Origin of the sequence: Bryocella elongata (assembly GCF_900108185.1) — a bacterium.
In the GTDB taxonomy this organism is placed as follows: Bacteria; Acidobacteriota; Terriglobia; order Terriglobales; family Acidobacteriaceae; genus Granulicella; species Granulicella elongata.
Genome location: NZ_FNVA01000002.1, coordinates 335,204 through 349,992 on the forward strand (window position 1 = coordinate 335,204; position 14,789 = coordinate 349,992).

A 14,789-nucleotide genomic window follows, 5' to 3' on the forward strand; every position below is an offset into this window, starting at 1 on the left:
TGGGTTCTGCTTTGAGGATCTGGTCTTCGGTTCGGGGTTCCGTACCAAGTTAGGCTCTTGGCCCGGACGTCCGGCACAGGTCATGCTGAGGAAGAAGATGCGCAAGGTGTCTGCCAAATCGAGCTCGTACATGAACCCGGTGCTGGGGCTTGCGTTGGGGTGCGCCCTGGGCGGGTTGCTTCCGTGCACGTCCGCTCTTGGACAGAATGCCACCCCCCCGGATTCCCCGAAGACTCTGCCCGGCTCAGTCCCGTCGACGCCCGTCGTAAAGGCAAAGGGGTCTTCGATCATCGCCGGTGCAGGGAAGTCCGAGACCGGTCCGCAGCACATGGGGGATGGCTCCGCGATCGGGCCGCAGGGGTACTACGAGGTCGAGCCCGGTGACACGGTCACCGTCAACTTCCGCTTTACTCCCGAGTTCAACGACGAGGTCGTCGTCGGCCCTGACGGCCGTGCGAGCCTCAAGTCCACCGGCGCCGTGAAGCTGGCTGGAATGACGGTGCCCGAGATTGAGCGCATGATCGTCCGCGAGAGCTCGATGAAGCTCGTCAATCCCGAGGTCACCGTCAGCCTCAAAGACTTCCAGAGGCCGCAGATCGTCGTCGCCGGCGAGGTGACGACCCCCGGGCACTTCGATCTCAAGCGGCCCATCACCGCGACGCAGGCAATCTTGATGGCCGGTGGCCCGAAGGACGATGCGTCGATGGGCCACGTGCTGCTCTTCCGCCGGATCAACTCGGAGTACGCCGAGGTTCACGTGCTGGAGCTGGGACGCTACGACGCCCGGACCCGCGCGAAGAACGACATGATCCTGCAGCCCGACGACCTTATCCTGGTCCGGCATGATCTGGTCTCGAAGATCGATCGCTTCGTGAAGCTCATCAATCTCGGCGTCTACTTCAACCCGATCGGCAACAACGGAATCTTCTAGCGCATGCTGGAACCATGGAGCGACGCGTGAAGGTTCTGCTGATGGCCTACGAGTGCAGCCCTTACCGTGGCTCGGAATGGGCCGTGGGTTGGGGAAGATTGCTTGAGGGCGCCCGTGCGGCCGAGCTCCACGTCATCACCAGTGAGTCGAACTTTGCTGCACTGCAGCGTGCCGACAGCGAAGGGCTCCTTCCAGCGGGCGTCCGCTACTACACCCCGACGCCGGATGCAGCTCTCCGAAAGATGGAGCAGAAGCCCGCCCTCTTCGCCTACAACTACACCGCCTACCACCACTGGCAGAAGCTAGCCTTCGAGCTCGCGAGGAGCCTGCACGCAACGGAGAAGTTCGATCTCGTCCACCAGGTGAACGTCTGCACCTTCCGCGAGCCCGGCTATACGTGGCAGCTCGATATCCCGTACCTGTGGGGACCGGTTGGCGGGACGCAGAACTTCCCATTCAGCTTCCTCTCGATGCTGCACCCGGTCGAAGCCATCAAGGAGTTCATGCGCGCCGTCAGCAACGAGTGCTCGCTGCGCTTCAAGGGGCGTGTGCGGGCCGCCGCGCGACACGCCGCAATGATTATCGGGGCCAATTCCACCAATCAGCGCGACTACGAGCGCGTCTTTCAGCGCGACGTAGGCTTGCTGCTCGAGACCGGTCTGCGCACGGTGATTGAACCTGATCGCTCGCGCTTTCAGTCCCGCGTGGACGACAAGCGTGCAGGACGGTCGGCACGGCCCATCAAGCTTCTGTGGAGCGGTGAGTTCCAGACCCGCAAGGCTCTGCCCATCCTGCTGCGAGCTCTTGCCAGGCTTGAAGAGGAGGATGTGCGCTGGGAGCTGGACATCCTCGGCAACGGCCCCATGTGGACCTCGTGGATCGCCGAGACGGGAAGGCTTGGCCTGCTGAGCATGGTTCGCGAGCCGGTGGCGCTCGCTCCATCCGCAGGCCCGGGCACTCCACCGGTCCTTCCCGAAGAGACGCTCGGTCGCCAGGCCAGGGGCCAGCGTCAGCTGGAACAGGCTCGCGCCGCCGGACGCAACATCGTCCACTTCCTCGGCCGTCTGCCGTTCCAGGAGGCAGTCGCGAAGATGAACGAGGCAGAGGTCTTCTGCTTCACCAGCCTTCGCGACACCAGCGGCAACGTGGTGCTGGAGGCGCTGGCCGCGGGTGTTCCCGTGGTCTGCTTCGATCACCAGGGAGCGGCCGATATGGTGAGCGACGACAGCGGGGTGCTGCTGCCGGTCGTCTCCCCCAGCGCCGCAGTCACCGACTGGGCTGCGACCCTGCGCGAACTCGTCGACGACCCCGAGTACCTGCTCGAACTGAGCGAGGGCACCACGGAGCAGGCGCGGAAGTTCCTTTGGAGTACCAATGGCGACCGTATCAACGAGATTTATCGTGAGCTCGCAAGTCGGCACGCCTAGGTTCCATTCGGCACATCACCCGGGGTGCGATAGTGCGCGAAAGGGGCATCGTGCGACCCTTGCGCGGATGAGACGATTGAGGCTATGACGCCGCTTTCCGAGGCCGGTACTGCTGAGGAGATCGAGGTGAGCCCTGTCCGCCCACAGGGGCTGCTCACCCGTGCCCGCAAGCTCGTCAGCGAGCGCTTCGGTTATGCGCTGGGCGATCAGATCGTCTTCTCCCTCGGCAATATGGCTGTCGCCGCGTTCATCTCGCGCTACTGCACGCCGTGGGAGTTCGGCATCTACATCCTCACGCAGAGGTCCATCGATCTTATTCAGCAGCTCTGCAGCGTCTTTCTGTGGGCGCCGCTGATGTTCAACCTGCCTTCCCTCGAGAAGGAGAAGCAGCGGGCGTACCTTGGGAGCATCTTCGTCCTCCAGATCCTCGCGCTGCTCTTTGCGACGCTCGTGCTGCGCGGCGCAGCATGGTGGTCCACTACACCATCGCGCGGCATGTACTACGGCGTCTTTGCGCCACTGGTCGTCACCGCCTTCGGCATCATCTTCCGCGAATACACCCGGCGCATGTACTTCGCCGAGATCCGCATGAAGGAAGCCTTCTGGACCGATGTCGCCACCAACGGCCTGCAGGTCATTGCGGTTTGCTGGCTTTGGAGAGCGCATCGGCTCAACGTCGGGACGGCTCTCTCCGCCCTTTCGATCTGCGCGATCCTCGTGTCTTTCTGGTGGCTGATCAACGAGTGGAAGACCTTCGACATTGAGTTCAGCTCCGTGCTCCCCGACCTCTGGAAGAACCTGCGACTGGGTAAATGGTTCCTGGGCAGCAACATGGTCTTTACGGTCAGCTCGCAGGCCAACCCCTGGCTCCTCGGCGCGCTCATGGGCGGCGGCGGCGTGGGCGCCTACTCCATCTGCGAACAGGTGGTGAACATCCCTCGCGTTGCGCTGGTGTCGATCCAGAACATCATGGCGCCGATGATGGCGCGGGCCTACGCTGATGGCGGCCGGCCGGCGCTGACAAAGATGGTCCGCCGCCTCGATGGCATTCTGTTCGGCGGAGCTGCCCTGTTTGCCGCGGGTGTCCTGCTCATCGGGCCGCAGTTTGCTCAGTTGGTCTACAAGCACTTTCCGGCCAACGGACGGATGGTGCTCGTGGTGCTCGCGCTGAACCTTGTGGTCTACGCTTCTACGATGGCCCAGGGGTATGCGCTCACCGCGATCGAGCATGCGGACTTCACCTTCTACGCGCAGCTCGCCGGGCTCGTCGCGCAGCTCGCGATCAGTGTCTGGCTGGTCCATGCCTTTGCCCTGCCGGGAGCCGCAGGCGCGATGCTGATCGGCAGCGCCGTCGTGCTGGTGGTGCGGCAGTTCTTCTACACACGGGAGCTCAAAGCCATATGAGCCTCCTTTTGAGTGCGCAGGTAGCTCGCGCCGAACTGCAGAAAGCCGCGCTCGAGCAGGGCCGCGCCGACTACCGGTTGAAGCTCATCAAGATCGTTTGCGCTGTGCTGCTGGGCGTCTGCTTCTGGTACTCGGTGCCCTACTATCTCCCGCTCAAGGTCGATCCCGATCCGCTGAAGGCGGCGGCCAATGAAGCTCAGGCTTACGAAGGCAACTTCAGCCGCCAGGTCGCGATGCCGATCGTCCTCGTGATCGCCACGTTCATGCTGTGGCGGCTCCCAAAGCGAGGGCGCTTCGGTGGTCCGCTCATGTTCGTGGCCATCGGCTACGTCGCCTGGTCGTTCGCGAGCTTTGGCTGGAGCGAGGACCCCGCCATCACAGGGAAGCGGCTGGTCGTCTTTGGCATCGACGCCTTCTTTGCGTACGTGATCGCGCGCGTCTATTCGAATCTGGAGATCGCCCTTTGGGGATTCCTGGCGACGGGCACCGTTGCCATGATTTCGTTCTACGTCGATTGGCTGCAGGAGGGCATCTTCCAGCCCTTCAACCCTGACTACCGCTTCACCGGCGTGATGACCGCGAACTACCAGGCGATGAACCTGCTCGTCTGTACGCTCTGCGGCCTGACGTTGTGCATGCGAAGACCTGAATGGCGCAGCAGGCTCTTTCCTTTTCTCGCCTTCATTCTCGCGCTGCTCTTCTTCACACGGGCCCGTATGGGTGCGTTCATCTGCCTCGGTCTTGTGGTGATCATGTTCACGCGCATGACGAAGCGCCAGATGCGCCCCGCAGACCGAGCCATGCTGCTTCTCGCTTCGGTGATGATCGCTGTTCCTGGACTCATCCTCGTGCTCGGCCGTAACGCGAAGGGCGCGGCTACCGACATCTTCATGATGGGCCGCACCGACACCCAGAACACCTCCAGTCTGTCCAACCGCGCACCGCTGTGGTCTGAGCTGATGGAGAGCGTCGAAGAGAAGCCGTGGCTCGGCTTTGGCTACGAGGCCTTCTGGGAGCCGAAGCGCGTCGAAAAGGTCTCAGCCGACCAGGGCTGGATGGTGCCGCACGCACACAACACCTTCCTCGATCAGACCCTGTCGCTCGGAGTGGTCGGAGCACTCCTCTATGCAGGGATGATGGTTGGTGCGTTAGTCATCGCCTGGAAGCGCTATCGCCGCACGCGTTCCGAGAGCGACATGCTTCCCGCCGTGCTGCTCACCTGGCTCGTGCTCACCAGCCTCGCCGAGTCCACGCCGCTCGACCCATACCTGCCATCGATGTTCGTCTACATCTCGGTGGTCAAGATGTGCATGCGTGAAGGCTCCGAGGCGGAGAGCGATCTTGGCCTCGGACCGAAGGACATCATCGGGGGCATTCCTTTGCAGCCCACCGCTGCAAACGGCCGCAGATATCCTGCGTTGGCCGGAGACCGGTCATGATGTCGCGAACGTCTCCATGCCTCGGAGGCGTGCAACTCTCTCCGCGCCGCGTGACCAGCCTTGGTCCTGGTCTGCCGGGACTCGTCAGCATCATCATCCCCACGTATCGCCGCGTGAAAGAGATGCGTGAGGCCGCGCTGAGTGCGCTTGCGCAGACCTACCCGAATGTTGAAGTCATCGTTGTCGCAGATGGGCCAGACCCAGACGCGCGCGCCGCCGTCGAGGGCATCGATGCTCGACTCCGCTACTTCGAGCTGGAGAAGAACTCCGGACCGGCAGAAGCGCGCAATCGCGGCGTGCGCATGAGTCGCGGCGAGTGGCTCGCCTTCCTCGACGATGACGACCTCGTGCTGCCCGAGCGCGTCGAGCGCTGCATCGCGGCTGCCCAGGCCGACCGACCGAATGTGATGATCGCCTGCCGCACCATCTATCGCCGTGACGGCAAGCAGGACGACGTGTGGCCACAGCGGCCCATCGGTCCCGACGAGGATGTCTCTGAGTACATCCTCGTGCGGCCTTCGCTGCTGGGCAGGCCGGGCGTCATCCCGGTGCAGGCGCTCATGGTCCATCGCTCCATCTTCGAGATCGTGCCGTTCACCACGCATCGCGATCACGAGGACTGGGCCTGGCTGCTGGAGGCCTGGAATATCGCCGGTGCGCGGGTCGAGTTCGTCTGGGAACCCCTGGTGATCTACAACATCGTCACCGAGAGCATCTCGCGCAGCCGCCGCATGAACTGGCGCGACTCGTTGCACTGGGCCAATCGTTACCGCAAATGGCTCACGCCTCGAGCGTACAACTCGTTCCTCGCCACCAAGGTCGCCCTCAAGGCCAAGCGCGCGGGCGAGCTCAAGGGCGTCGCCGAGATCTTCATGACGATCGCGAATAACAGGCCGCGACCGCTCGATATCCTCTTCGTCGCCGGCGTGGCCCTGCTGCCGAATGTGCTGCTCCAGGCCGCGTGGAAGCGGTCGCTTTCGTCAGGTGAGAGCCATGAAACGCCCGCGGAGGCTTCGACGCCGCGATGAACTTCCCGCGCATCTACACCGCGCTTCTTGCCTTGATGGCCGCAGGCGCCGGTATCGTCGCGTTGCTGTGGACCGCTCCCCAGACGAAGCACCGCCTCGCGCGAAGCGTGCTTCGCGAGGTACAGGCGCAGCAGCGTTCAAGCTCCACCACGGGCCAGAGCCTCGCAGCGGCTCCGCTCGTGGCGCGTACCTACTATGGCCGCCGGCTCGAGCCGCGCGACCCCGTTGTGCTGCACGGCGCCGGGCAGAGTGACGCCGCCACTTTCATCGCATACTCCAGGGCCGTCGAGCCATCGCAGCCGATCCTGTCGATGAGCTATGTCGACTTGCACGACGATATCCCCGCATTCTTCGCTCGGCTGCATGATGAGCTCATCAGATATCCCGACCTGGTGGTGCCGCAGATCGGTATCGCCATGAACGAGGGCGACGCGAAGAAGCACTACGAGCAGGAGGTCGCCGACGGTGTTGATGACTCCCGCCTGCGCGCTTTATGCGACGGCCTCAAGTCGCTCGACCGGCCGGTATTCCTTCGCGTGGGCTATGAGTTCAACGGCTCATGGAACGGCTATCAGCCGCGCAGCTACGTCGACGCCTTCCGCCACGTCTCAGAGTCGATCCGCAGCTGCCATCTCGAGAACGTCGCGCTGGTTTGGGATCTGTCGGCCGAAGCGGAACTCGACACCGAGAACGGCGGTGCTCAGGTCAGCGACGCGGCGAAGCGTTGGGGAGCGTACTATCCGGGCGATGCATGGGTCGACTGGTGGGCGATCAATCTCTTTCGCAGCGAATCCATCACGTCGGAAGCCACCCGCGCGTTCCTCGCCGATGCCGACCGCCATCGCTTCCCGGTGATGATCGCCGAGTCCACGCCCTTCCACCACAGCGTCGAGGCGGGCCAGGCTCCCATCGACGCGTGGTTCGCCCCGTACTTCGGCCTCATCCGCAGCCAGCGCGGCATCAAGGCCTTCTGCTACATCGACTGGGACTGGAGCTCTTACCCGCAGTGGAAGGACTGGGGCGATGGCCGCATCGAGCGCAACCCCGCAGTGCTCGCGTTCTATCGGCGGCAGGTCAGCGCGCCGCTGTTCGCCAATGCACGCACCCGCGCGGCGACGATGAAGCTGCTCAACGCGAAGTAGCCTCAAAACAGCGGTTCGCATTGTCAATCGCGTGGTGCAGCGGTACGAAACTCGACCACATAGGTCACCGTGTGCTCGAGGCGGTCGACGCGCTCTCCAAGATTCAGCGCTCGATGCGGATAGAGCGGCATCAGGTCCTCGGCGATCGCATGTCCTATCTCGTTGTCCGCAGGAAGACCAGGCGAGAGTCGCTTGTCCTTTGCAAGCTCGGTCTGGGCATCCACGGGCAGCGCTCCTGTCAGGATCCCCGCAACGTGATACAGCGTGCCTGCCCTCAACGTCAGCGTGTACGCGGCCGTGTGAGCCACGTTGTCGAGTGAGATCGACTGCGTCGCGCTGGCGTCGAGATAGCCTCGGTCCGCGTAGAGCCTCGCCATCTTCTGCCCGCTGATGAGCAGCCCCATGGGAGCAGCAGGGTCGCCCTTCTTCAACTCCGAGACGGCACGCAGCTCGGACTCCTGCAGCGGCTGCGCAGGAACGATTGCGAGCTCCACCACCTTGTAGATATCCCCGCGATGGACCGTTACCTTCGCGTCCACGGCGTAAGTCCCCGCGGCCAGAGGGTGGGGCTCCGTGAACACTGGTGGGTCGATGGCTACATCGAGGTATCCGGCGTTACGGAAGATGTCTCTTCCATCCTCCGTGATCGTTGTGGCCGTTGTGACCACGTCCAGATCTTGTCCGCGCATGCCTGCGACGAAATCGGAGATCTTCGGCCCGAGGGCCGGCCGGACATCGTCAATCGCGATCCGGCCGACGACGATATGAGGCTGATCGATACTCAGCACAATATGCCCGGCTCCGTGCTCGGCCGACACCTTGATGTCCAACCCCTTCTGCTTCGCCAGCTTGACCAGGGCCGCTTCCACTTCGGTGGTCAGCGACCCCGTGAGCGAGATCTGCCCGTGATAGATCGGCACCTCGGCTTCAAGAAGGCGCTCCAGCTCTTCCGGTTTCCACCATAGGAAGTTGGCGAACCGCACCGGCAGCAGCCCGGCGTTGTCCGAGCTGCCCAGCTTGATGACGAGTGCCTGGCTGTTCACCGTATAACTGATGTCTGTGAAAGAACCCGTATCGGCGAGCTTTCCCAGCCCGGCTTCGATCTGCTCCTTCGTCACCGTCGCGCCCGGGGTAAGGCCCGTGATGGCGAGCAGCCGCGCCTGGTCCTGGTCGGGAGCACCCTCAAAGCGAATGGCCTTGGGCTGGAAATCCTGCGCGACGATGTGAAGCGCGCACGCGAAGAGACTGACGACGGCAAAGAACCTCAGTGGCCGGAGCATGCGTGCAGTGTACTGCGACACGCCGTGGGTTCCTGCAAAAGCAAGCCGGGCCCGCGAACGGGCCCGGCTCCTGGTGCTGCAGGCAAAGGGAAGATCTATGCGTTCTCAACCTTGCTCGTCCAGGGAGTAGCGCCCTCGAGAGCCTTGTTCACGTTCTGAATGTTCTCGGTGCCGACGGTGTCGAGCCATTCACGGAAGGCTGCCTCGCCCTGCTTGGCGTAGATGGCGATGCCATCCTTCCAGGTCGCCCGGCCGCAGAGGACACCGTTGTACGCAACGCCCGACTCGTTGGCGAGCTCCAGGGTCTCGATGAAGACCGGGTTCGAGACGCCTGCCGAGAGGAAGATGAAGGGAAGCGCCGTGTTGTCTTCGACGTTGCGGAAGAGCTGCATCGCTTCCTCGCGGGTATACGCTGCGTCGCCCTTGAATGCCTTGGTGCCAGCAACGAACTCCATCTGGATCGGCACTTCGACCTTCAGCACGTCCACGCCATAGTTGGGCTTGGAGTACTCTTCCATCCCGCCCAGAACCACGGAAGGCTTTTTGCGCGCATACTCCACAGTCTTTTCATCGCCGCCTTCGGCGTCATAGCCCACCAGCTCAAGGAAGAACGGAATGTCGTTGGTGCGGCACTCGTCGCCAATGCGCTCGACCCACGCGTGCTTGAATTCGTTGGCCGAAGGCTTCTCGAAGGGGGTGTAGTAGAGCAGGATCTTGATGCAGTCCGCTCCTGCAGCCTTGAGGCGCTGCACGCTCCACACATCCAGCAGGTCCGGAAGGCGGCCGGGCGTCGCGGCATCGTAGCCGGTCTTCTCGTACGCCAGCAGCAGACCCTTGCCGTTGCGATGGTGCGAGGCCGGAAGGCCGAACTCGGGATCGAGCAGGATCGCTGAGGCGTACCTCGTCAAGGTGTCGGCGACACAGGTCTTGAAGACCTCGAGATCGTGGCCGGTCGCAATTCCACCGCGTTCTTTGGCCAGCGACTTTTGCAGCGAGCCGCGCTGGTCCATGGCCGCTGCGGCAATGACGTTGCGGGCGTCAGATACTGCCTTCATCCCCGCAAGTTTTCCAGGGGTAAGCTTCATCGATTGTTCTCCCAGGCGATGTCGAAACAGTCTTTCAGATGCGCACGGCGAGCCGGCGGTTCGGCGATTCTACACACAAGGCTGTACGGTATGCAGACACGCCGGACGGTAATCGATGGCTGCTATCGCGGCTCCTTCGAGCCCCGTTCAGCGCCCGGCGGAACAAATCCCCCGTGATCTGCCTGGCACATCACAGCCGTACTTCTACGATGGAGGGCACGCCTCGCCGGGATCATACCCCAGCCACCATGTCGGCCGCATCCCTCCATCCGGCGAGATTCATCCGATCTTCTTCATCGCCTTGTGCCCTATATCTGAGCTCGAAGCCGGTCGCGGAGGTCGCCCGCGAGTTCCACCAGGTGCCGCAGCTTGGGAGCCTGGTCGGGCTGCGCACTTCGCAGAGCCAGTTGCGATTCCAGCAGGATTCCAGCCAGCGAAGCGTTCAACTCGGAGTGCAGGGATGCTGTTACGGCGGCACGAGCCTGGGCGCGCTCGTGGGTGGCTCGTGCAATGGCGGCACGAGCCTGCCGCAGGATCCGTGGCGCCGTCGACACATGGAAGCTCATCTCCAGCACCGGGGCGGAACCCGCATTCTGGTAGATGATGTCGGCGGTTTCGGGCGAGGCCGAAGCGAGGCTCTCGTCGAGCAACACCAGGGCATACTCCGCCCGGCGCAGCGCGGCGAGGCCTGCACGACGGTTGGGGGCAACCTCCACGGCAGAGTCCAACTCCCGCCGCAGCAGGTCGGCAACCTGCGTCGCGGCGGCTTCGGGAGCGATAAGAAGAATGGTGTACGGCATCTTGTGCCTCCCCTGAATTCAACTTTCCTGACCCGCCGACATCCCATTCCCTAAACTCCGGGATGTCGGTGATTTCCGTTACATCAGGCTTGCATCGCTGCCAAGCCCGTACTCCTTCAACTTCCGGTAAAGCGTCGTCTTGCCAATCCCCAGAAGCTTCGCCGCCATCAACTTGTCGCCCTTCAGCTGCCGGATCGTATTGAGGATCGCCTGTTTCTCCAACTCGGCAATGGAGAGCACTGCTTGTGGTGCGATGCTTCCCAATGGAATCTCCTCTGGAGCTGCCGAAAGAGCCATCGTGTCGGTCGGATTCGTCGCGTGAGCATTGTGATACTGCACCTGGGTCGGGAAGTCGGCCAGATGCAGGACCGGTCCGCTCGACAGGGCGCAGGCACGCTCGATCGCGTTCTCCAGCTCTCGCACATTGCCTGGCCAGTCGTATTCCACGATCATTCGGAGAGCGTCGTCGGAGAACGTAAAGGCCGTGCCCGTCTGGCGCTGCAGGTTGTCGAGGATATGCGCCGCCAGCAGCGGAATATCAGCCCGTCGCTCCCGCAGCGGTGGGATGCGCAGCGTCACTACGTTCAACCGGAAGTAGAGATCCTTCCGGAATCGCCCGGTCTCCACCATCGCCAGAAGGTCACGGTTGGTCGCCGCAAGGATTCGCGCCTGGATCGGAACCGCCTGCGTAGCTCCTACAGGACGCACCTCTTTCTCCTGCAGAGCGCGAAGCAACTTCGCCTGCAGATCCAGCGGAAGCTCTCCGATCTCATCCAGAAAGACCGTCCCGCCTTCCGCCGCGGCGAGTAGACCCGTCTTCGATCGGTTCGCTCCCGTGAACGCACCCTTGACGTAGCCGAAGAGTTCGCTCTCGATCAACGTAGGAACCAGCGATCCGCAATCGACAGGGATGAACGGCTTGGAGGCATTCGGTCCATTCTGGTGAATGGAGCGCGCGATGAGCTCCTTGCCCACGCCGCTCTCTCCCAGAATCAACACCGGATGCGACGTCGTCGAGACCTTCGAGAGGATTCGGTACAGCTTCTCCATTACCGGAGAGTGGCCGACGATGCCTCCCATGCCGGAGTCTGTGCGAAGCTTCTCCCGCAGGTTGCGACTCTCGACATCAAACACGCGCCTTTGACTGGAGCGCTCGAGGACGGTCGATACCTCCTCCAGCGTAAAGGGCTTCGTCAGATAGTCGGTCGCACCCGTCCGCATCGCTTCCACTGCCGAACTCACCGTAGCGAACGCCGTCATCACGATGACGATGACGTCAGGCTGCTTGGCGCGAACCTCTTCCAGCAACGTAAGTCCGCTGCCGCCCGGCAGCTTCAGGTCGAGAAGGATGATGTCGATCGGATGATGAGCCAGCACCGCGCGCCCGGTTTGAACGGAGTCGGCCGTATGCACAATGAAGCCAAGACTCGCTGCAATCTCGGCGCAGGCGCTTCGCACGGGTTGATCGTCGTCAACAATCAGGACGTGCACCGGAGGTTGCCGCTCCCCAGCGGCTCGCGATGGCGCCGGCCTGTTGTCGGTGATGGTTGAGGATGTGCTGCTCGGCGGAGTTACTTTGCTCTCCATGAAATCTTCCTCAGTGGCCCATGCGCGGTTCCTGCGGTGCAGCCGGCTGCGCGCCGGTCGCCGAGGACTCATTGTTGCGTTGGGCTGGCCAGCTCAACGAGAAGGTACTTCCTTGTCCGGGGCGCGAGCGGATGGACAATCTAGCTCCTGTGGCGCCTGCGAGTTCATGTACGACTCGGTGCCCAAGACCGCGTTCAGAGCCCGACATCGGATCAGACGGCAGCAGAAATGCCGCCGCCATCTCTGCCGAGATGCCTGGACCGTTGTCCGTCACCTCGAGCAATGTTCGCTTTCCCGATCGCCGCAGAGTCACTGCGATACGCCCCTTCGGGGTCGCGTCTTGTCGCGTACCGCTCTTATCGGCCAATGGGCGGCGACTGGACAAGCCGCTTGGCGCAAGAGTCTGGGCCGCGTGACAAACCAGGTTGACGACAATACGCTCGAGCGACTCGGCCGGTGGCGTAGCCCACTCGTCCAGGCCATCCCCAATCTCCATCTCAAGCTTCGCGTAAGGAAACGCGAGCGACCGCAACAGGGGTTCCATCTGGCGAAACTTCGTGGCAGGTAAATAGGACTTCCCCGCAATAGGGGGACGACCATTTCCCGCCGCAGGCTCCGAGTGCGCTGAGACCCGGGCCGAAGCTCCGCTCCGCTCCGTCAGCTGGTCGAGCAGTCGCTCGACCAGCCCGGAGCTCCTTCGCGCCAGCTCGTTCAGCTCGCGCGCGTAATGAAGGTGGCGCGGTCTCAGGACGCCGGGCTGCTGCAGCAGATCGCAATAGAGCAGCAGCGCGCTCAGGATATTCGCCGCGTCATGCGCCACCGCGGTCGTCTCACCCACTTCAGGAATTGCGCCGGATAGGAGGACAGACCCCACCGCGGCGCCCGTATGCGACCGAGGTGGAGATAACGAGAATCTTGCGGCCGTAAAACTCTGCGGAAGAGCCTGCATAGAGATCTCTGTTCCCTGGCGGACTCGGACACCCTTCACGCTGCCGCAAATGACAGCACCGCATGCCAAAACCCGTCGGGGAACTGTGGTTACGGAGAAAATCCCAACACTTCGAGTACCAAACTGGAATCTCTGTCCGCAACTGCTGCAACTGCCAACGTTTGCTCGCATTATAGAGAGTGAGAGCAAACCCGTCTTTTATGTAATTCCATCCCAAATCGGAACAGTAAAATCCGTGCTCGTTCTAGCGGCCTTCACTATCAGTCACTTATGCGCATTCCCGGTTTGGTATGGCTATTCCCGAAATTGATCCAAAGTGTACGCCTAAATTTATTGTCTGGCGGTTCGCGCTAGAAAATTCGCTACGAGAAAATTCGGCGCCCAAACCTTGCCTGTATGAAATCGGTAAGCGTCCGTTTCCCACAACTCGCCTCGGCTCACACCTGTGATGTCACCTACCCGAGTGGCGTGGCTTGCAGCGCGAGTCCCGGAGCGGTAGTTCCTGATGTCGGCCTCTCGTTCCTATAATGGCGGGATGGTTGAAGCTTTGAAGCAACAAATATTCCGCTCCGGCGGACGTGGAGCGGGCGATGCGCGTCCGCTGAAGATGACTCCGGGGTGGGCCGCGACGGCCGAAGGCTCGGTGCTCATCGAAGTTGGTCATACGAAGGTGCTGTGCAACGCTACGGTGGACAATGGGGTGCCCGGCTGGCTGCGTAACTCGGGACGCGGTTGGGTCACAGCGGAGTATGGCATGCTCCCGCGAGCGACGCTGACCCGAACAGCTCGTGAGGCCGAGAAAGGTAAGATCGGTGGCCGTACACACGAGATACAACGTTTGATCGGCCGCAGCCTGCGCAGTGTCGTGGATATGAAGGCCCTCGGGGAGCGAACCGTGACCCTGGACTGCGATGTCCTCCAGGCCGACGGGGGGACGCGCACCGCGGCCATTACCGGAGCTTGTGTTGCGCTGGCGATCGCGCTCGACAAGCTCGTCGCAGCCGGAACCTTGAAGGCTTCTCCGATCCGCGAAATGGTCGCGGCGACGAGCGTGGGTGTTGTGGACGGCGACGTCCTGCTGGATCTGGCCTACGAGGAAGACTCCCGTGCTGACGTGGACATGAATGTGGTGATGACAGCATCGGGCGGCCTGGTAGAGACCCAGGCGACGGCAGAGCACGACACCTACTCGCGTGCGCAGCTCAACGAGATGCTGGATATTGCAGAGAAGGGTATTCAAGTGCTGCTGGCGGCTCAGCTGGATTGCCTGAAGGCAGCAAGGTAAACGCATAAGCGATCCCGTCCGCGGTCCGTCGCCGGTGATTCGGGTGACGGACCGCGAACGTCAAGTCCCAAGCGACTCTTTTGGCTCTGTTGCATCGAAGAGCCAGCACGATACCCTCGATGCTTGAGAAGGAGAACCCCGCCATGTCCTGCCATCACTTTGAACATCTCAAGCCCGTTCCTCCAGCCTCGGAGAGCTACAAGAAAGGCTGTGAGGAGTGCAACAAGACCGGCGGCTGGTGGGTGCACCTGCGCGAGTGCCTGGTGTGTGGCAAGGTCGGCTGCTGCGACTCCTCGCCGAGCAAGCATGCCACCAAGCACTTCCACGAGACCAAGCATCCCGTGATGCGCTCGGTCGAGCCGGGCGAGACGTGGGGATATTGCTACGTCGACGGCAACATGGTGGAGATGGGGAAGTGAGTAATGGACAGTG

Annotated in this window: 13 protein-coding genes; 8 read left to right on the forward strand and 5 right to left on the reverse strand. The window is 62.5% G+C overall.

Annotated features, from left to right (window positions below):
- Positions 1 to 97 precede the first annotated feature (97 nt).
- The 6 genes from C4S68_RS07700 (at position 98) to C4S68_RS07725 (ending at position 7,371) form a co-directional block, all read left to right on the forward strand.
- Positions 98 to 931, forward strand: coding sequence for a polysaccharide biosynthesis/export family protein (locus C4S68_RS07700; RefSeq protein WP_160115053.1), 834 nt, complete (start codon positions 98 to 100; stop codon positions 929 to 931).
- A 26-nt stretch (positions 932 to 957) separates the two neighbouring features.
- Complete coding sequence (locus tag C4S68_RS07705; protein WP_160115054.1) at positions 958 to 2,358, forward strand: glycosyltransferase family 4 protein; 1,401 nt, start codon at positions 958 to 960, stop codon at positions 2,356 to 2,358.
- 84 nt (positions 2,359 to 2,442) lie between these two features.
- On the forward strand, positions 2,443 to 3,762 hold the full coding sequence (locus C4S68_RS07710) for a lipopolysaccharide biosynthesis protein (RefSeq protein ID WP_103932477.1): 1,320 nt from the start codon (positions 2,443 to 2,445) through the stop codon (positions 3,760 to 3,762).
- Complete coding sequence (locus C4S68_RS07715; protein ID WP_103932478.1) at positions 3,759 to 5,201, forward strand: O-antigen ligase family protein; 1,443 nt, start codon at positions 3,759 to 3,761, stop codon at positions 5,199 to 5,201. Before C4S68_RS07710 ends, C4S68_RS07715 begins: the two co-directional genes overlap by 4 nt.
- Positions 5,198 to 6,229: a glycosyltransferase family 2 protein gene (locus C4S68_RS07720; RefSeq protein ID WP_103932479.1), complete on the forward strand. Its 1,032-nt coding sequence runs from the start codon at positions 5,198 to 5,200 to the stop codon at positions 6,227 to 6,229. Before C4S68_RS07715 ends, C4S68_RS07720 begins: the two co-directional genes overlap by 4 nt.
- The gene (locus C4S68_RS07725; RefSeq protein WP_103932480.1) at positions 6,226 to 7,371 is read left to right on the forward strand and encodes a glycoside hydrolase family 26 protein; all 1,146 of its coding nucleotides are present in this window, start codon (positions 6,226 to 6,228) and stop codon (positions 7,369 to 7,371) included. Before C4S68_RS07720 ends, C4S68_RS07725 begins: the two co-directional genes overlap by 4 nt.
- Positions 7,372 to 7,394: 23 nt before the next feature.
- Here the strand turns inward: C4S68_RS07725 and C4S68_RS07730 are convergent, their stop codons facing one another.
- From C4S68_RS07730 to C4S68_RS07750, 5 genes are all read right to left on the reverse strand, one after another.
- A complete protein-coding gene (locus C4S68_RS07730; protein ID WP_103932481.1) occupies positions 7,395 to 8,672 on the reverse strand; it encodes a BamA/TamA family outer membrane protein in 1,278 nt (425 codons plus the stop codon).
- 74 nt (positions 8,673 to 8,746) lie between these two features.
- Positions 8,747 to 9,736: a tagatose 1,6-diphosphate aldolase gene (locus C4S68_RS07735; RefSeq protein ID WP_103932482.1), complete on the reverse strand. Its 990-nt coding sequence runs from the start codon at positions 9,734 to 9,736 to the stop codon at positions 8,747 to 8,749.
- A 308-nt stretch (positions 9,737 to 10,044) separates the two neighbouring features.
- On the reverse strand, positions 10,045 to 10,536 hold the full coding sequence (locus C4S68_RS07740; protein ID WP_103932483.1) for a hypothetical protein: 492 nt from the start codon (positions 10,534 to 10,536) through the stop codon (positions 10,045 to 10,047).
- 78 nt (positions 10,537 to 10,614) lie between these two features.
- Positions 10,615 to 12,123, reverse strand: coding sequence for a sigma-54-dependent transcriptional regulator (locus C4S68_RS07745; protein ID WP_103932484.1), 1,509 nt, complete (start codon positions 12,121 to 12,123; stop codon positions 10,615 to 10,617).
- 10 nt (positions 12,124 to 12,133) lie between these two features.
- The gene (locus C4S68_RS07750) at positions 12,134 to 12,961 is read right to left on the reverse strand and encodes a sensor histidine kinase (RefSeq protein ID WP_160115055.1); all 828 of its coding nucleotides are present in this window, start codon (positions 12,959 to 12,961) and stop codon (positions 12,134 to 12,136) included.
- Positions 12,962 to 13,607: 646 nt separating this feature from the next.
- Between C4S68_RS07750 and rph the strand changes: the two genes are divergently transcribed.
- Together rph and C4S68_RS07760 are read left to right on the forward strand one after the other, a co-directional pair.
- Positions 13,608 to 14,357: a ribonuclease PH gene (rph, locus tag C4S68_RS07755; protein WP_103932771.1), complete on the forward strand. Its 750-nt coding sequence runs from the start codon at positions 13,608 to 13,610 to the stop codon at positions 14,355 to 14,357.
- A 143-nt stretch (positions 14,358 to 14,500) separates the two neighbouring features.
- On the forward strand, positions 14,501 to 14,776 hold the full coding sequence (locus tag C4S68_RS07760; RefSeq protein ID WP_103932772.1) for a UBP-type zinc finger domain-containing protein: 276 nt from the start codon (positions 14,501 to 14,503) through the stop codon (positions 14,774 to 14,776).
- Positions 14,777 to 14,789: the final 13 nt, after the last annotated feature.